Origin of the sequence: Streptomyces sp. R-74717 (genome assembly GCF_047305335.1) — a bacterium.
Lineage (GTDB): Bacteria > Actinomycetota > Actinomycetes > Streptomycetales > Streptomycetaceae > Streptomyces > Streptomyces atratus.
The window spans coordinates 2,213,124-2,230,746 of sequence record NZ_CP102361.1 but is presented as its reverse complement, the minus strand read 5'-3'; the positions used below and the strand labels follow the sequence as shown (position 1 = coordinate 2,230,746).

The following is a 17,623-nucleotide window of genomic DNA, read 5'->3' as shown; positions in this document are numbered from 1 at the left end:
AGATGCCGCATCGTAGTAATGCGGAAGTAAAGAATTCCTGGCGTCAATGTATTTCCGCCGGTGCATTCCTGGCGTCGGTGCAAAGGGAAGAAGCGCCTCCTCACCCCAGGTTGTCCGGGACGACATGCATGGCGGCTTCCTCGGCCGATGCTGCCGCTCCGTCGATCCCGACGTCCTCGGCCGCCAGGGTGTCCGGCTCGTTGATGTCCAGCTGCCGGGTCAGTCGGCCGGCGCGTAGCGTACCGACCTCCGCGTCCCAGAGCTCGCCGTCACCGTCGGACAGATCTCCCAGGTCGTCGCCGTCGGCTTCGGTGACATCGGGCAGCTCCCGTGCCAGGCGGCCCTCCAGCGGCTCGCCACTGTGCTGTTCGGCGGCCGTGGTGCCCAGATCCTCCACCGCCCACGGTCGCTCGGGCGGGGAGTAGCCCTCGTCGAGCAGGTCGGTCAGTCCCACCCGGTTGTCCAGGGTGTCCTCGATGTCGAGCTGCTCGGTGAGGTCGGAGGCCTCAGGCTGTTGGGGCTGGTAGACATCGTCTCCCATGTCGGCATCCTTCATGGTGTGTCCCTTCCCGGTTGTGGGGATCCCGGTCGTGCGTGCCGCACACGCGACTCGGGGGAAAGGGGGGCATGTATTCGGTAAGCGCCCGAGTGCCGTTGAACCGCCCGTATGGGTTCAGGATAAGTGGCCCGGGTGTGAGCCCGCAGCCGTGGGCCGCTGCCCGGGCGTGGCAGGCAGGTCCGAGGGGCGATGGAAGACGCAGGCGGAGCATGCCCCGCCCCATTCCGTATCGGGAGATGTGCTGCCGGAATCGTTCCGGAACGCCAGTAGGTTCCTGACCGCTGGAACAACACCCCACGAGAGCCCAGAAGGCCTCTCGGCCCCGAACCCGTGCAGGTGCGGGTCCGGGAAGCGACGGTCGGTTCAATTAATTGAAAATGCGACCGTTTGGGACTCGTGATCATTTCGGTCGTCGCCCGAGCCAACGTGGCTTGACCAGCGACTACCCGACCGACCAGTCCTCAGATCGCGGTCTTGGTTTTGATGAGCGGCGCGTCCCGCGTGAACTCCCGGAACCCGACGCTGTAGTACAGCCCGCGCGCCTGGGGATGCCCCGGCGCGCCCAGGCAGGCGACCGTCATTTGAGTGGCGCCGGCCGCCCGCGCCAGATGCATCCCGTGCAGAAGCATCGCCCTTCCCAGCCCCAGACGCCGGTAGTCCCGATGCGTCCCGACCGGCTCGAACTCGGCGGTCTTGTTCGCTTCGTCGAGCCACATGATCGTCGAGGATGCCATCGTTCCGTCGGGCGCCTCCACCAGGATGTGCAGGTCGCCGCGGTACGTCGCCGTCTGCCGGACGCCCTGGTAGCCCTCGGCCGTGTACGTCGAGGGAGCCCAGGCGTCCAGATGGGCCTGGACCGCGGCCTTCGGACCGGCCTCGTCGGCGGTGCGGAACCGGAATCCGTCTGGCAGTGCCGGCTGTTCCACGTCGTTGAGATCCCGCTGGTTGAGCTGGGTCCAGGACCCGGCGTCGCCGAGCGAGGCCGGGTCGGTCTCATAGCCGTGCGCCGCCCATCGCTTCAGGGCGAACTCATCGGCGGCGCTCGGCATCACCGTACGCTCGATGTCCGCCGCCGTACCCTCGTACCAGTCGATCACCTCGTCAACCAGCCCGGCGTGGTCGGGATGGACCTGATACGCCAGATAGGCGCCGGTGACGTCCTTCACCGACCCGTCGCTCCGCCTCGCCCGGTGCGGAAGACAGGCCCAGCTCCACGCCACCAGATCACCGCCGGAGAACCACAGCCGACGCGGCCAGCTCGCGCCGTGGCCGGCGTGCCCCTTGCCCCAGTTCCAGGCCAGCTCGCCGAACGTCGCGTCGCCGTTCACCAGGTCCGGGCGGGTGGCGGTGACACGCTGCGCCAGACCCTGCATGAGCTGCACGTCCGCGGCGGTCACAAGCTCGAAGTTCGCCATGGTGCGCCATTGTGTCAGGACCCCGAAAAGCCGTCGAACGGTTTTCCGGGGCCGCCGATCGCGGCAGTCAACAGCACAACGCGCGAAGCGCATCGTCGTGGCGGCGGAGCCGATGGCAGGCCGGGCAGCCATGTCGGACGTACGCGCATCTCTTCGCCGAGGCGGAAGAGCGGACGCGGGATGCTCTGGATGCGGCGTGGGGAGTGCCGGAGGAAACTGGGGGTGAGGCGGAATCTTCTGCGGCGAGCGGAAGGATTCCGGAATCCCGGCGGGCTGGGGCGTCTGTTTCCCGGCTCAGGGCGTGATTGGGGACATCCGCCATGGATTACCCGGAGAGCTACCAGTTGGTATTTCAGGCGTCCGCCGTGGAGGACGACACGGTGATCGTCCGGCGTACGGCGCAGTCGGGGGCGGGTGGATACCCGATCTACGAGGACGAGACCGGAATCGTGCGCGCGGAGATCAGCGACCGGGGAGAGGTGCGCATGCTGGCCAGCGGTGGACACCAGGTGCTTGGCACCCCGCTGGTCGTGCGGGAGCCGAGCGCCTGAATGAGCCGGGGCCCGTCCGGCGGATCATGACCGGACGGTCCCCGGCACTACAGGTAAGGCGGGCCGGTGCCGCGCCGTCCCGTCAGCCCTCGGTCCAGCCGTGGTTCTTGGCGAACTGCAGCAACCCGCTTCGGACCTGAAGGATCTGAGCTCCCGTCAGCGAGGGTGCCGACTCCAGCAGCACGTCGGTCACCTCCCTGCTGTACTCGGCCGCACTGAGCACATCGCACAACGTGTCGTCGTCCGCCGACCCGGAAACGCTGACCGAGGCGGGCCTCGGAGGGGTCAGAGGCTTCCCGTCGGGACCCTCTGCGAGCCGGACGGACGAGGCCTTCAGCCCGCGGTCACCGTCCTCGATCTCGAACTCGACCGCCGTTCCCGTGTGCACATAGGACTCGGGGATCAACATGTCGTTCACATGCAGAAACACATCCTCACCGCCGTGATCGGGTGAGATGAAGCCATATCCTCGTGCGCCGTCGAACCGCACCACGCGACCAGAAACCACACCAACCCCCAAGAAAGAACCGGGCCCCTTGCCCGTTTGCCACACATGGCTCGACCGGAGAATAGCCCTGTGCGGCCGGGCGGCGCGACCCTGCGGCGGGAATCGCCCGGATCGGGGCGCGAATCTGCGACGGGGCGGCGGCAGGCTCACCTGAGTCTTCGTGCGGGCGGGGGCGCGGTTCCGGACGCCAGCGGGGAGCGGGCCAGCTCGGTGCAGCCCACCGCGATCAGGGCGAGCGCGACCAGTTCGGGCAGCAACCACCACCCGGTGCGCAACTCCTCGCCGAACAATGTCACCCCGTACAGGACGCTGATCAGCGCGTCGCCGAGGGTCAGCGGCGGCTGGACGGCGACCAGCATGCCCGCCTGGAGGGCGTTCTGGAGGAGGAACAGTGCGCCCACTCCGGCCGCGGCGGTGGCGTACAGCTGCCAGGACGTCAAGAGCGCCACCGCTCCGCCGCCCCCTTCGAGCCGTGCCATGGCGTCCTTCATGAGTGCGGCCGTGAGGGCATACCCGCATGCGGCGGCGAGGCCGAGCAGCGCGCCCCGGGGGTTGCCTCGCGTGCTCAGGGCCGCGCCGATCAGTGCGGCCTCGAAGATTCCGGTCACGATCAGTGCGGTGACCCAGGCCGCTCCCCGCACGGACGTACTGCCGCCGCCCGGGGCCGCGGAGGCCATGCCGAGCGCCAGCCCCAGCGTCACGGCCGCCACCGCGTACCAGATCTGCCGGGGGATACGGACCCGCAGAACGAACCCGGCCATCAGCAGTGTGGCCGGCAGCTCGATCACAAAGATCGGCTGGACCAGGGCGATCGGCCCGGTGGCCAGCGCCACGGCCTGGCAGACGGCCGCGACGATCACCAGGCCGATCCCGGCGAGCCACACCCTCCGGCGCAGCAGATGCCCGATCAGCGCCAGACGCATCGCCTCGCTGTCGGGCACGGTGCGGGCGGCACGGCGCTGGAGAACGGAGGCCGCGCCGTTGCTGATCGCGGTCAGGATGGCGAACAGGACACTGATCACCGACCCATGATGCGGGTGGCGGGCCCACGACCCGGGGTCCTGCGGGGCGGCGGCATGGCGGGCATGCGGATCGGAGCACGTCACCCGATGAGGACCGAAGATGTCCGCAAGTCCGCGTAGCGTGCCGTCCATGGCCGCGAAGAAGAACCCCGCAGCACCCGCCGTGCTCTCCCCGCGCACGCTGGGCCGCGCCACGCTGGAGCGGCAGTTGTTGCTGCGCCGGACCGTGTTGTCCGCGAAGGAGGCGGTCGGGCATCTGGTCGGCCTCCAGGCGCAGAACACCAAGCCGCCGTACTACCAGCTCTTCGCCCGCCTCGACGGCTTCGACCCGGCCGAGCTCGCCGGGCTGATGGAGTCCCGCGAGGTGGTTCGTATCGTCACCATGCGCTCCACCATCCACCTGCACACGGCCGCCGACGCGCTCACCCTGCGCCCGCTCGTCCAGGCGGCGCGCGACCGGGAGCTCAAGATGTTCCGCAAGGGGCTCGCCGGGGTGGACCTGGACCGGCTCGGGGCGGTCGGCAGACAACTCGTCGAGGAGCGGCCCCGCACCCCCAAGGAGATCCGCGAGGCGCTGCTCACCGAGTGGCCCCACGCCGACCCGCAGGCACTGGGTGTGGCCGCCCGCTGTCTGCTGCCGCTGGTCCAGGTCACCCCGCGGGGGGTGTGGGGAAAGAGCGGCCGGGTCGCGCTGACCACCGCCGAACACTGGCTCGGCAGCCCGTCGGGGCCGGTCCCCGCACCGGACGCCACCGTGCTGCGCTATCTCGGAGCCTTCGGACCCGCCTCCGTGCAGGACATGCAGACATGGGCCGGACTGACCCGGCTGCGCGAGGTCTTCGAACGGCTGCGGCCGCAGCTCATCACCTTCCGGGACGAGAACGGCGTCGAACTCTTCGACCTGCCGGACGCCCCACGCCCCGACGAGGACACCCCCGCCCCGCCACGTTTCCTGCCCGAGTTCGACAATGTGCTGCTCGGCCATGCGGACCGTACGCGCGTCATCCCGCCGCAGTACCGGGGGCGCAACGGGAACGGCAATCAGGCGTACGGCACGGTGCTGGTCGACGGATTCCTCGCTGCCATCTGGCGGCTCGGCAGCGGTACCGGTACCGCCGCCGGCTCCGGGGCGACGACCCTCACCGTGCAACCGCTCGGCAGGCTGAGCCGGGCCGATCGAGACGCCGTCACGGCAGAGGCCGTACGGATGCTCCGCACCATGGCGACGGCGGGCACCGACGCGCACGGATACGACATCCGGTTCATGACGTTCGTCGACTTCGAACGGTGAGCTCCCGCCGTCGCGCTACGGCAGCAGCCCCGCCCGCCGCGCCGCCACCACCGCCTCCAGACGTGTGTGCGCACCCAGCTTGCGCATCGCGGAACGCAAATACCCCTTCACCGTCTCCGGCCGCAGCCCCAGCCGTTGTGCCGCCCCGGCGTTCGTCGTCCCCGCCGCCACACAGGCCAGCACGTCCACCTCGCGCGGCGCCAGGTGCACCCCGCAGGGCTGCGGCGCGCGGGCACCGGCCGCCGAGGCGAGCCGCCCGCACACGGAGAGCAACTCGTCGCGCAGCGCCGGGTCCACGACCTTCGGCACCAGGGCACGCAGTTCGCGATGGGCCTCGCGGACGTCCTCCCACGCCTCCGGCGCGGCCCTCGGGTCCGCGACCTGTTCCCGGGTCACGGCCAGGAGCTGCTGCACCTCGTCCCGTACGACCAGGGCCTGTTCCACGTCGCGGGCAGCGGCGACCGCCGCGTCGAACGTACGGTCCCCGAGCGAGACCGGCTCGCGCAGCGCCCCGTACAGCACACCGCGCACCTTGCGCCGTACGACGACGGGCACCGCGACCACCGAGCGCAGGCCCTCCGCCGCCACCGCCATGTCGTACTCGTGGCTGATGTGGCGCGAGGAGCGGTAGTCGGTCACCGCGCACGGCCGGGACAGGGCGATCGACTTGCCGCCGAGCCCGCTGCCCGCCGAGATGACAAGACCGCGCAGGGCGGCGGTCTGCGCCCCGTTCAGCTCGGCGATCCGGGCGTGACGGGCATCCGAGAGCAGCCCGCCGAAGGCCACGGGCAGCCCACTGGTCCGGCGCAGCCGCAGCAGCGCTGCCTGCATCTCGACCGCATCGACGGATTCCGGCACGTTGACGCCCCTCTGCCCGGCTCCGGAGGCTCGGCAGCCTCCGCCTGCTGCACCCCCGTTCGGGGGTGGTGAGACCTGGGTCACTGTTTACATGATGTTAAGTGACCGGTCCGGTCCGCAATGAGGAGGGCACATGTCGGCAATCGGCGCGACGGAGACGTTCCGGGCCGCCCGGGACTTTCTGCTCAAGCACCGCGAGGACTACCACGCGGCCTACGAGGGCTTCCGCTGGCCCCGGACCGACCATTTCAACTGGGCGCTCGACTGGTTCGACGCCATAGCCGAGAGCAACGACCGCACCGCTCTGTACATCGTGGAGGAGGACGGCGGCCGCACCGAGGTGTCCTTCGCCCGGATGTCTGCCCGCTCCAACCAGGCCGCGAACTGGCTTCGCGCCCAGGGGGTACGCGCCGGGGACCGCATCCTCGTCATGCTCGGCAACCAGGTCGAGCTGTGGGAGACGGCGCTGGCCGCGATGAAGCTGCGCGCCGTCGTCATCCCCGCCACCCCGCTCCTCGGCCCGGTCGATCTGCGTGACCGGGTGGAGCGCGGCCGGGTCCGGCACGTCCTGGTACGGGACACCGACACCGCCAAGTTCGACGAGGTGCCCGGCGACTACACCCGGATCTCGGTCGGCGCCGATGTGCCCGGCTGGCTGTCGTACACCGGCGCCGACGATCAGCCGGAGACCTTCGGGGCGGACCGGGAGACCGACGCCGACGAGCCGCTGATGCTGTACTTCACCTCCGGTACGACCGCCAGCCCCAAGCTCGTCGAGCACACCCATGTCTCCTACCCCGTGGGCCACTTGTCGACGATGTACTGGATCGGCCTCAAGCCCGGGGACGTCCATCTCAACATCTCCTCGCCCGGCTGGGCCAAGCACGCCTGGTCGAATCTCTTCGCGCCCTGGAGCGCCGAGGCGACCGTCTTCATCTTCAACTACACGCGCTTCGACGCGGGCCGGCTGATGGCCGAGATGGACCGCTCGGGCGTCACCAGCTTCTGCGCCCCGCCCACCGTCTGGCGGATGCTGATCCAGGCCGACCTCTCCCAGCTGAAGACCCCGCCGCGCGAGGTCGTCGCGGCAGGTGAGCCGCTGAACCCGGAGGTCATCGAGACGGTACGGCGCACCTGGGGCGTCACCATCCGGGACGGCTTCGGCCAGACAGAGACCGCCGTCCAGGTCGCCAACACCCCGGGCCAGCTGCTGAAGGCCGGGTCGATGGGCCGGCCCAGCCCCGGTTTCAAGGTGGAGCTCCTCGACCCGGTCACCGGTGAGCCCGGCGCGGCCGAGGGAGAGATCTCCCTCGATCTGTCGGACCGCCCGGTGGGTCTGATGACCGGCTACCACGGTGACCCGGACCGGACCGCCGAGGCCATGGCGGGCGGTTACTACCGCACCGGTGACATCGGCTCCCGCGACGAGGACGGCTACATCACCTATGTCGGCCGCGCCGACGACGTCTTCAAGGCATCCGACTACAAGATCTCGCCGTTCGAGCTGGAGAGCGCCCTGCTGGAGCACGAGGCGGTGGCCGAGGCCGCCGTCGTCCCGGCCCCCGATCCGGTACGGCTCGCGGTGCCGAAGGCGTACATCGTGCTCGCGGAGGGCTGGGAGCCCGGTCCGGACACGGCGAAGGTGCTTTTCGAGCACTCCAGGGCGGTCCTCGCCCCGTACAAGCGGGTCCGGCGGCTGGAGTTCGCCGAGCTGCCCAAGACCGTCTCCGGCAAGATCCGCCGCATCGAGCTGCGCGAGCGCACGGCCCAGGGCACCGGCACCGAGTACGACGAGGGGGATCTGCGATGAGCGAGCTGTCCTACGCGCACGGAACCGGCACCACGGCGCTGCTCGGCGACACCATCGGACGCAATCTCGACCGCGCCATCGAGGCGTTCGGTGAGCGCGAGGCGCTCGTCGACGTCGTATCGGGGCGACGTTGGACGTACGCCGAATTCGGCGCGGCGGTCGACGAGCTGGCGCGTGCGCTGATGGCGTCGGGGGTGGCCAAGGGGGACCGGGTCGGGATCTGGGCGATCAACTGCCCCGAGTGGGTGCTCGTGCAGTACGCCACCGCCCGCATCGGCGCCGTCATGGTCAACATCAACCCGGCCTACCGGGCACACGAGCTGGAGTACGTGCTGAAGCAGGCCGGGATCTCGCTGCTGGTCTCCTCGCTCTCGCACCGCACCAGTGACTTCCGCACCCTGGTCGACCAGGTCCGCGCGGGCTGCCCCGACCTGCGCGCCGTGCACTACATCGGTGACCCGTCCTGGGACGGGCTGCTTGCTTTGTCCGGATCCGTGAATGCCGGGCAACTCGCGGCCCGGGAAGCCGAGTTGTCCTGCGACGACCCGATCAACATCCAGTACACCTCCGGCACCACCGGCTTCCCCAAGGGCGCCACCCTCTCCCACCACAACATCCTCAACAACGGCTACTTCGTGGGGGAGCTGGTCGCCTACACCGAACAGGACCGGGTCTGTCTGCCCGTCCCCTTCTACCACTGCTTCGGCATGGTCATGGGCAACCTCGGCATCACCTCGCACGGTGCCTGCATCGTGATCCCGGCCCCCGCCTTCGAGGCGGCCGCCGTGCTCGCCGCCGTTCAACAGGAGCGCTGCACCTCGCTCTACGGCGTCCCCACCATGTTCATCGCGGAGCTGAACCTCCCCGACTTCGCCTCGTACGACCTCTCCTCGCTGCGTACCGGCATCATGGCCGGATCGCCCTGCCCGGTCGAGGTGATGAAGCGGGTCGTCGCCGAGATGCACATGGACGAGGTGTCCATCTGCTACGGCATGACGGAGACCTCACCGGTCTCCACCCAGACCCGCCGCGACGACGACCTGGAGCGCCGCACCGGCACCGTCGGCCGCGTCATGCCGCACATCGAGGTCAAGGTCGTCGACCCGGTGACCGGCGTGACCCTGGAGCGCGGTGCGGCGGGCGAACTCTGCACCCGCGGCTACAGCGTGATGCTCGGCTACTGGGAACAGCCCGAGCGCACCGCGGAGGCGATCGACGCGGGCCGCTGGATGCACACCGGGGACCTCGCGGTGATGCGGGAGGACGGTTACGTACAGATCGTCGGCCGGATCAAGGACATGATCATCCGTGGTGGGGAGAACGTATATCCGCGGGAGATCGAGGAGTTCCTCTACGGCCACCCGAAGATCGCGGATGTGCAGGTGGTGGGCATACCGGATGACACCTACGGCGAAGAGGTCCTGGCCTGCGTCATCCCGAGGGACCCGGCGAGCCCGCCGACCCTGGAAGAGGTGACGGGCTACTGCCGTGGACAGCTGGCGCACTACAAGATCCCGCGGCGACTGCAGATCCTGGAGACCTTCCCGATGACGGTCAGCGGGAAGGTCCGGAAGATCGAACTGCGGGAGGGCTACGGGCAGTAGGACCGGATCGCCCCGGGCGTTGTCAGGCGGCCTCGATGATGTCGCCGGCAACGCCCCGGGTCGCGGCCGCCCATTCGATCAGCAGCACTTCGTAGGCGGCGGACTCCACGGAGGACCAGTCCTGTCCGGCGCGCGCGTCGACCAGGGCCCGTATCGCCTCGTTCGCCTCGGCGGCGGACGGGGACGTCGGGCGGGTCGTGCGCAACGGGTCGACAAGTGGTGTGTGCCGTGGAGTTAAAGCCATGTTCCCTACCTTAAGGCCCGACACTGACAACCGGCCGAACATTTGTGGCCCTCGGCCCGAACGTGACCGATTGCACTCACTGTTGTCGGTCGGTTCCGCTGAGGCGCGGGTCGTGCCAGGCGCGCGGGATCTCGCGCCGCATGCAGACCCTCGGCCAGCGGTCCAGGCCGTGTTCCGCCTCCTCCGCCCTGATCTTCCTCAGCCCGTCGGTGAGTTCGGCCTCGCCCAGCGTACGGAAGCCGAGGCGGGCGTAGTACGGCGCGTTCCACGGGACGTGGGAGAAGGTCGTCAGCGTCAGCGCGTCCAGCTGCCGCTCGTGCGCCCACCCGGTGAGGTGGTCGATGAGCGTGCTGCCCAGACCGCGTCGTGCGGCGGACGGATGGACGGAGACCTGTTCGATGTGGGCCGCGCCGTCGACCGGGTCGGCGATCAGGTAGCCGACCGGGCGGTCGTCGGGGTCGGCGGCCACCCAGGCGCGGCCGGCCCGGCGGTAATCGTCCAGCAGTCCGAGCGGCGGGGGATCGTCGTCCGCGATGGCGGACATACCGAGCGCGCGGAACGGTTCGCCGGCGGCGCGCTCGATGTCCTGAAGCAGCGGAAGATCGGAGCGGCGGGCGGTACGGATACGCATACGGCCAGTATGGCGCCCCGGGCTCAGGCGCCGGTGCTGATCAGCTCGTCCGCGGGGCCGTTGAATGGCTGCGGCGTTCCCGTGCGGTCCATGACGAAGAGCGGCATGCCGAGGCCGTCCGCGCGCGCTTCGGCATCCTGTGCGTACCCCGCGAGCGAGAAGAACACGCTCGTGACCGATGCGCTCAGCGCGTTCAGCCAGAGGCACTCGACGTCGCGCAGGACGGTCGGGCGGGAGATAGCGTCGACCTGGGCGATCAGCCCGGTGGCCCGCAGGTCGATCCGCGCGGGGGAGCGCTCCGCCGGCTGTACGACATCGTGGTAGCCCAGCCACTTCAGATACAGGGCGGCGCTCGCGACCGCATCGTGTGCGGTACGGATCGGCAGGGGCTGGAACGCCGGCCGGGGCGGCGGCGCCGTACGCGGCAGCGGAATGTGGGACGGCCGGTCGGGCCGGGCCCCGTCGGCGGGTCCGGGGGTGCCATCGGTTTCCGTCACCGGCCGGACCGGTATCCGCAGCACCGTCCCGCACGGGCAGCACAGCTCCGGCTGCGGCCACTGGTCGTGGCGCCCGCAGGTGCGACAGCGCACCGTCACCCAGTCGTCGTTCCAGGTGCGGTGCGTGATGGGTACGACCGGGGCGCCGCGTAGCACGGGCGGGGCGCTCGGCGCACCGCACGGGCAGGGATAGACCGGCGTGCTGTACGTGTGGTCGCGGCGGCAGGCCGGGCAGCGTACCGGCACCGACTCCACCATGAACTCCCTCCGGCCCCGGTCGCGCGCCGCGGCGACTGCCACCTCGGCGCACCCGAGCGCGTCGGCGCCGACCGATGCGGGTCGACTCCGCTCCGTATCCCCATGGTCCACCAAGAGCGAGGTCCTGGGGAGTGACTCGGCGTACTTCGTGGACCGGTGCGCGCATCGGCCGCCCCACGCCCGCTCTCTTGACGGTTGCCCGGTCGCACTTTAGATTGACTTCCGTATAGCAGAATCAACTTTCCGCAATGCGGAATCAATGCGGAATTGGTGCTCTCAGGTGGCGCGACAGAGCCCGACTCCACCAGGTCCGAGCAGGAGCACTCAATGCCACGAATGACCGCTGCCCGAGCGGCAGTTGAGATCCTCAAGCGCGAAGGCGTCGGCAACGCGTTCGGTGTGCCGGGCGCGGCGATCAACCCCTTCTACGCGGCCCTCAGGGCATCCGGCGGGATTCATCACACGCTCGCCCGTCATGTCGAGGGCGCCTCCCACATGGCGGAGGGCTACACCCGGGCGCGCCCGGGCAACATCGGCGTCTGCATCGGTACGTCGGGACCCGCCGGCACCGACATGATCACCGGCCTCTACTCCGCCATCGCCGACTCCGTCCCTATCCTCTGCATCACCGGGCAGGCCCCGACCGCCGTGCTCCACAAGGAGGACTTCCAGGCGGTCGACATCGCCTCGATCGCGGCGCCCGTCACCAAGGCCGCGACGACCGTCCTCGAAGCCGCCCAGGTCCCGGGTGTCTTCCAGCAGGCCTTCCACCTGATGCGCACCGGCCGCCCCGGCCCGGTCCTCATCGACCTGCCCATCGATGTCCAGCTCACCGAGATCGAGTTCGACCCGGACCTGTACGAGCCGCTGCCGGTGCACAGGCCCGCCGCGACCCGCAAACAGATCGAGCGGGCCCTGGAGATGCTGAATGCCTCCGAGCGCCCGCTGCTCGTCGCGGGCGGCGGCGTCATCAACGCCGACGCGTCCGAACTCCTGGTGGAATTCGCCGAGTTGACAGGCATCCCGGTCGTCCCGACCCTGATGGGCTGGGGCATCATCGCCGACGACCACGCGCTGAACGCGGGCATGGTCGGCCTGCAGACCTCGCACCGCTACGGCAACGCGAACTTCCTGGAGTCCGACTTCGTCCTCGGCATCGGCAACCGCTGGGCCAATCGCCACACCGGCAAGCTGGACGTCTACACCCGGGGCCGCACCTTCGTCCACGTGGACATCGAGCCCACCCAGCTCGGCAAGATCTTCGCCCCCGACCTCGGCATCGCCTCCGACGCCAAGGCCGCGCTGGAACTGTTCGTCGAGGTGGCGCGCGAGCTGAAGGCGGCCGGAAGGCTCAAGGACCGCTCGGAGTGGGCCGCGTCCACCCAGGAACGCCGGGCCACGCTGCAGCGCCGTACGCACTTCGACAACGTGCCGCTGAAGCCGCAGCGGGTGTACGAGGAGATGAACCGGGCCTTCGGCCCCGAGACCCGGTACGTCACCACGATCGGCCTCTCCCAGATCGCCGGTGCGCAGATGCTGCACGTCTACCGGCCGCGCCACTGGATCAACTGCGGCCAGGCGGGCCCGCTCGGCTGGACCATCCCGGCCGCGCTGGGCGTCGCCACGGCCGACCCGGACGGCTCCGTCGTCGCACTCTCCGGCGACTACGACTTCCAGTTCATGCTGGAGGAGCTGGCCGTCGGTGCGCAGCACCGCATCCCTTACGTCCATGTCCTGGTGAACAACTCCTACCTGGGGCTGATCCGCCAGGCGCAGCGCAACTTCGACATCGACTTCCAGGTCAACCTGGAGTTCGAGAACCTCAACTCGCCGGAGATCGGCGTCTACGGCGTCGATCACGTCAAGGTCGTCGAGGGCCTGGGCTGCAAGGCGATCCGCGTCACCGAGCCGGAACAACTGCTGCCGGCGTTCGAGGAGGCGAAGAAGCTGGCTGCGGAGTTCCGGGTCCCGGTGGTGGTCGAGGCGATCCTGGAGCGCGTGACGAACATTGCGATGAGCGGTACGGATATCGCGTCCGTCAACGAGTTCGAGGACATCGCGACGGACCCGTCCCACGCACCGACCGCGATCCGCCCGCTCACAACGTCCTGACGACCTGCCGGCCCGCCCGTGGCCCCGTCTCCGAGAGTTCGGGGGCGGGGGCCACAGCCGTTCTCCGGCCTGTCCGGCGTTCGAGGACGGAACCGTTCCTGGGCAGTGAGCAGGAGTGAGTCCTGCCTCACCGGCACGCCCCGAACGGTGTTGGGCGCACTGGCCCTCCGCTTTCACGTCCTGGGCGGCGACGCATATCACGTATGCGGTCCGTCCCAGGTGGGCGGAATCCCTACGACCTGGCCATGTGGGTGTGGCCAGAGGCGACGGGGAGGCCCCGAACCATCACTCCGGCGACACGGGGGCCCCGACTGCTGACACCACACCCGGCGTCCCAGATCGCGTTACACACGTTACGCACACCCAGTCAGACACACCCACAGACCGGAACACCGTTCACTCAATCGTGCCCATGTTCGCCAAAACAAGGTACTGGACCAGCAGTTGTGAACCCTTGCGGCGGGTCCGGCACCCTGGGCGCGACCGGTAACGCCGAGAAGGGCGCGGAGCACGGACCGGGCACCCCGTGCGCCGGCGCCTCATGTCGCGTTCAGAGCGACGGTCGGGTGGAGACGGGAGGCGCGGATTGCCGGGTAGAGGCCCGCGGCCACGCCGATCAGGAGGGTGGCGGCCAGGCCGCCTGCCAGGGACCAGAGCGGGACCACCGCGGTCCATCCCTGGACCCGTGCGAAGCCGTATGTCGCTGCCGCGCCCAGCAGTGCGCCCGTCGCGCCGCCCAGCGCCGACAGCAGCAGCGACTCGGTCAGGAACTGGAGCCGGATCGCGCCCCGGGTAGCGCCCAGCGAGCGGCGCAGGCCGATCTCCTGGCGGCGTTCCAGGACGGAGATGACCATGGTGTTGGCGACGCCGACACCGCCGACCAGGAGGGCTACCGCGCCCAGGCCGAGCATCAGGGTCGTCAGGCCCTCGTCGGTGGCGGCCTTGGCTGCCAGTGCGTCCGAGGGGCGGGAGACCTTGACGCTCCCCTCGTTGCCGGGGCTGATGGTGCGGGCCAGGATGGCCCGTACGTCCTCCACCGAGGCGTCCGTGGAGCGCTCGAAGATGGTGGTGGGGTGGCCGTCGAAGCCGAAGTAGCGCTCGGCGGCGGGGAATCCGACCATGGCCACCCGGTCCAGGTTGGGGACCAGTTCGAGCGGTTTGAGGATGCCGACGACGACCACGCGTGTGTCGTTCATCATGATCGTCTCGCCGGTGCGGGTGATGCCGAGGCGTTCCGCCGCCACCGCGCCGAGGACCGTCGTCGGGAGGCGTTCGCCGGCCGGATTCAGCCAGACGCCCTTGTCGACCTCGCCGCCGAGCGCGGACAGCAGGTCGATGCGGGCCGCCTGGGTGGTGACGCCGGCGGTGCGCTCCTCGGGGACCACGTCGCTGCGGCGGATGCGGGCGTCGACGTCGGCGGTGGCCGTGGCGTGCTGTACCGGGCCGATGCGCTCGACCATCGCGACCGCGTTCTTGGGGAGCTTGATCGGCTGCCCCAGGGCGTCCTCGCCCGCCTCGGCGGTAAGGAGGTTGGTGCCGAGGCGGTCGAGCTGGGCCATCAGGTCCGCGCGGCTCGACTCGGACAGGCCGACGACCGCGACCATGGTCGCGATACCGATGGCGATGCCGAGCGCCGAGAGCACCACGCGCGCGCGACGCGCGCGGAGGCCGACCGCACCGACGCGGAGGATGTCGCGGGGTGAGAGGCGGGAGGGCTTGAGGTCGTTCTTCATGAACCGGCCTCTTCCGTACGGGAGGCGGAACGCGCGCCGGAACAGGCGTCGACAACGATCTCGCCGTCCTTGAAGCGGACCCGGCGCGGCAGCGAGTCTGCGATCTCGTTGTCGTGGGTGATCACGCAGATGGTGGTGCCGGACGCGTTCAGCTCGTGCAGCAGCTCCATGACGATCTCGCCGGACGCGGTGTCCAGCGCCCCGGTCGGTTCGTCCGCCAGCAGCAGCCGGGGGTCTCCCACCAGGGCGCGGGCGATGGCCACGCGCTGCTTCTCGCCGCCGGACAGCTCGTTCGGCGTGTGCGAGTAGCGGTGGTCCAGTCGCACCTTGGCGAGCGCTTCCCGCGCACGCGCGCGCCGTTGTTTCAGCGGTACGCCCGCGTACAGCAGCCCGTCGGCGACGTTGTCCACCGCGTCGCGCCCCGCCGCCAGGTGGAAGTGCTGGAACACGAAGCCGATGTGGCGGGCCCGTAGTGCGGAGAGCCGGGAGTCGGAGAGCTCGGCCACGTCGTACCCGGCGACGCGGACGGTGCCCGTGGTGGGCTTGTCGAGGGTGCCCATGACATTGAGCATCGTGGACTTGCCGGAACCCGACGGGCCGACGACGGCGAGCAGTTCGCCCTCTTCGACGGTGAGGTTCACTCCGCGCAGGGCGTGGACGCCGCCGGGGTAGGACTTGGTGGCGTCCCGCAGTTCGATCACCGGGGCCGACGTCATGACTTCGCCACTCCGACCTTCATGCCCTCGCGCACGTCCGGGCCACTGACCTCGATCTGTCCGTCGGTGGTCATGCCCGTCTCCACCCGCACCATCTTCGAGGTGGCGCCCTGGACGACTTGGAGGCCGTAGCCGCCCATCTCGCCACGCAGGGCGACGACCGCCTCGACGGGGACCGCGAGGACCCCCTTGCGCGCCTCGCTGACGAACTTCACGCTCGCCGACGCCTTGGCGTCCTCGCCGGACGCAGCGCTCACCCCGCCGTCCAGGACAACCTCGACCGTGATGCCGTCCTGCGCGCCTGCACCGCCCCCGGAGGCGGTCTCCTCGGGACGCACCGTCCGGGCCACTTTGCCGGCCACGGTCTTCCCGCTCGGCAGGGTGACCTCGACCTTGGTGCCCCGGGAGGTGAGCGCGCCGTCGGTCTGCTCCAGCTGCGCCCGTACGACCGGCTTGGTCGAGGCGACCGTCAGGACCGCCCCGCTCGGGCCGACCGAGTCGGCGAGCGCCGCGTCGGCGGAGACCACTTTGACCGGGCCCGGCTGGAAGACGACGTCGCCCTTGCCGACCCTGCCGGTGGCCTCACGGTTCAGCGACTTCTGCCACTGCTTGACGGCGGCCTCGGTGTCCTTGCCGTACCAGATGTCGACGTACAGATTCGCCCCGTACCCCAAGTCCCGCAGGTTCCGCTCCAGCTGCAGCACGTCGCTGCCCCGGTCACCCGCCTTCATCTCGCGGAACATCGGGACCGGCCCGTACAGGAGGGTGACGGGCTTGTCGTTCAGCTCGTACAGTGCCTGCCCCATCGTCACCGTCTCCCCTTCGGAAGCGGCCACCGTGACGGTGCCCTCGACGGCGGACTTGACGGGGCGGCGCTGCGCGAAGTCGAGCTTTCCGTCGACCGTCTTGGACTGCACGAGGTCGGTGCGTACGACGGTCGCGGTGGCGGGCGGCAGGTCGCCGCCCCTCCCGGAGGCACCCGCGTCGCCGCCGTCGCCGAGGAACAGGACTCCCCCGGTGACGGCGGCGACGGTCGCCGCGCCGAGCGCGAGGAAGGCGGTGCGGCGCTTCACTGCCTGCCTTCCAGACCGTCGAGCAGCTTCGACTTGCACGCCTCGCGGGCCTGCTTGTACGACGGCGACTCCGGGTCGATGGACGGGGACGCCGGGTTCGGGTCGCCGCCCGGCTGGGCGTTGCCGCTGCTCATGGTCGGGTTCGTGAACTTGGAGACGCCGTTGTCCCGCATGCACTTGGCGTGCGCGAGCATCGACTCGTAGTCCTTTTGCTGGTCGCGCTTGGGCTCGGCCATCATGGCGGCCTGTTGCGCGGGAATGCAGAGACGGTCCTTGCCGTCCTTGGTGCCTATGTTGCGGCCGAGCCGGGAGGCGAGCTCGTCGATCTTCGTCGTGTCGAGATACCCGCTGAGCGTGGGGTCGGGGAAGTCCTTGTAGCCGGCCTTGGTACGCATGCACTGGACGTACTTCATCTGGGCGTCGTAGAAGGCGCTCTTGCCCGCGGGCCGGGTGCTCGCCTTGTTCCCGCCCTTCGCGGCGCCCGCGGTCGGAGCGTCCGGTACGTCGGCGATCGCGTCGTCCTTCTTCGCTCCGCCGGCGCTGTCGTCACCGCCGCCGCAGGCGACGGAGAAGGCGAGTACGGGCACGGCCACGAGGGTGGCCATGCGCAGCCGGGCGGGGGTTCGAGGGTTCGTCCTGAGGGAGCTCATGGGTTTCACGTTCGCCGCCGCAGATGATGGCCCGTCCATGGCCACATGATGGGAACGTAACAATGCCCCCGACCTGCGCGTCCACCCCCAG

The 17,623-nt window shown here is 69.9% G+C and carries 17 protein-coding genes; 5 read left to right on the top strand and 12 right to left on the bottom strand.

The window, feature by feature from the left end:
* Window positions 1-100: 100 nt before the first annotated feature.
* Both NRF20_RS10085 and NRF20_RS10080 read right to left on the bottom strand, forming a co-directional pair.
* Window positions 101-556, bottom strand: coding sequence for a DUF5709 domain-containing protein (locus NRF20_RS10085; RefSeq protein ID WP_398629968.1), 456 nt, complete (start codon window positions 554-556; stop codon window positions 101-103).
* 464 nt (window positions 557-1,020) lie between these two features.
* Window positions 1,021-1,974 carry a GNAT family N-acetyltransferase gene (locus tag NRF20_RS10080; RefSeq protein ID WP_398629969.1) on the bottom strand — a complete coding sequence of 318 codons (954 nt, stop codon included), beginning with the start codon at window positions 1,972-1,974 and terminating at the stop codon, window positions 1,021-1,023.
* 320 nt (window positions 1,975-2,294) lie between these two features.
* Here NRF20_RS10080 and NRF20_RS10075 point away from each other — a divergent pair, with 320 nt between their 5' ends.
* Entirely contained in the window at window positions 2,295-2,525 is a 231-nt protein-coding gene (locus NRF20_RS10075; protein WP_093895936.1) for a DUF6296 family protein, read from the top strand.
* Window positions 2,526-2,607: 82 nt separating this feature from the next.
* Here NRF20_RS10075 and NRF20_RS10070 read toward each other — a convergent pair whose 3' ends face one another.
* Window positions 2,608-3,033 (bottom strand): cold-shock protein, encoded by a 426-nt coding sequence (locus tag NRF20_RS10070; protein WP_266356633.1) that lies wholly within the window; start codon window positions 3,031-3,033, stop codon window positions 2,608-2,610.
* A gap of 146 nt (window positions 3,034-3,179) precedes the next feature.
* Window positions 3,180-4,055: a DMT family transporter gene (locus NRF20_RS10065; protein ID WP_266356632.1), complete on the bottom strand. Its 876-nt coding sequence runs from the start codon at window positions 4,053-4,055 to the stop codon at window positions 3,180-3,182.
* A gap of 130 nt (window positions 4,056-4,185) precedes the next feature.
* Between NRF20_RS10065 and NRF20_RS10060 the strand changes: the two genes are divergently transcribed.
* Window positions 4,186-5,346 (top strand): winged helix DNA-binding domain-containing protein, encoded by a 1,161-nt coding sequence (locus tag NRF20_RS10060; protein ID WP_413752438.1) that lies wholly within the window; start codon window positions 4,186-4,188, stop codon window positions 5,344-5,346.
* A gap of 15 nt (window positions 5,347-5,361) precedes the next feature.
* On the opposite strand, the gene NRF20_RS10055 is transcribed toward NRF20_RS10060, so the two are convergent.
* On the bottom strand, window positions 5,362-6,204 hold the full coding sequence (locus tag NRF20_RS10055; RefSeq protein WP_266356629.1) for a response regulator transcription factor: 843 nt from the start codon (window positions 6,202-6,204) through the stop codon (window positions 5,362-5,364).
* A 133-nt stretch (window positions 6,205-6,337) separates the two neighbouring features.
* Between NRF20_RS10055 and NRF20_RS10050 the strand changes: the two genes are divergently transcribed.
* Window positions 6,338-8,014 (top strand): AMP-binding protein, encoded by a 1,677-nt coding sequence (locus NRF20_RS10050; RefSeq protein WP_398629971.1) that lies wholly within the window; start codon window positions 6,338-6,340, stop codon window positions 8,012-8,014.
* Window positions 8,011-9,618: an AMP-binding protein gene (locus tag NRF20_RS10045; protein ID WP_398629972.1), complete on the top strand. Its 1,608-nt coding sequence runs from the start codon at window positions 8,011-8,013 to the stop codon at window positions 9,616-9,618. Before NRF20_RS10050 ends, NRF20_RS10045 begins: the two co-directional genes overlap by 4 nt.
* A gap of 22 nt (window positions 9,619-9,640) precedes the next feature.
* On the opposite strand, the gene NRF20_RS10040 is transcribed toward NRF20_RS10045, so the two are convergent.
* The 3 genes from NRF20_RS10040 to NRF20_RS10030 form a co-directional block, all read right to left on the bottom strand.
* Window positions 9,641-9,862: a hypothetical protein gene (locus NRF20_RS10040; RefSeq protein ID WP_266356623.1), complete on the bottom strand. Its 222-nt coding sequence runs from the start codon at window positions 9,860-9,862 to the stop codon at window positions 9,641-9,643.
* Between the two features lie 76 nt (window positions 9,863-9,938).
* A complete protein-coding gene (locus NRF20_RS10035) occupies window positions 9,939-10,493 on the bottom strand; it encodes a GNAT family N-acetyltransferase (RefSeq protein ID WP_413752437.1) in 555 nt (184 codons plus the stop codon).
* A 23-nt stretch (window positions 10,494-10,516) separates the two neighbouring features.
* Window positions 10,517-11,245, bottom strand: coding sequence for a hypothetical protein (locus tag NRF20_RS10030; RefSeq protein WP_398629990.1), 729 nt, complete (start codon window positions 11,243-11,245; stop codon window positions 10,517-10,519).
* A gap of 339 nt (window positions 11,246-11,584) precedes the next feature.
* Here NRF20_RS10030 and gcl point away from each other — a divergent pair, with 339 nt between their 5' ends.
* Complete coding sequence (gene gcl, locus NRF20_RS10025) at window positions 11,585-13,360, top strand: glyoxylate carboligase (protein WP_398629974.1); 1,776 nt, start codon at window positions 11,585-11,587, stop codon at window positions 13,358-13,360.
* A 539-nt stretch (window positions 13,361-13,899) separates the two neighbouring features.
* On the opposite strand, the gene NRF20_RS10020 is transcribed toward gcl, so the two are convergent.
* The 4 genes from NRF20_RS10020 to NRF20_RS10005 are packed head-to-tail and all read right to left on the bottom strand — an operon-like array spanning window position 13,900 to window position 17,532.
* Window positions 13,900-15,093, bottom strand: coding sequence for an ABC transporter permease (locus tag NRF20_RS10020; protein WP_413752345.1), 1,194 nt, complete (start codon window positions 15,091-15,093; stop codon window positions 13,900-13,902).
* Window positions 15,090-15,809, bottom strand: coding sequence for an ABC transporter ATP-binding protein (locus tag NRF20_RS10015; RefSeq protein WP_413752346.1), 720 nt, complete (start codon window positions 15,807-15,809; stop codon window positions 15,090-15,092). Before NRF20_RS10015 ends, NRF20_RS10020 begins: the two co-directional genes overlap by 4 nt.
* Window positions 15,806-16,882, bottom strand: coding sequence for a peptidoglycan-binding protein (locus tag NRF20_RS10010; RefSeq protein ID WP_413752436.1), 1,077 nt, complete (start codon window positions 16,880-16,882; stop codon window positions 15,806-15,808). The genes NRF20_RS10015 and NRF20_RS10010 overlap by 4 nt, the downstream gene beginning before the upstream one ends.
* A complete protein-coding gene (locus NRF20_RS10005; RefSeq protein WP_413752435.1) occupies window positions 16,879-17,532 on the bottom strand; it encodes a hypothetical protein in 654 nt (217 codons plus the stop codon). The genes NRF20_RS10010 and NRF20_RS10005 overlap by 4 nt, the downstream gene beginning before the upstream one ends.
* Between the last annotated feature and the right edge of the window lie 91 nt (window positions 17,533-17,623).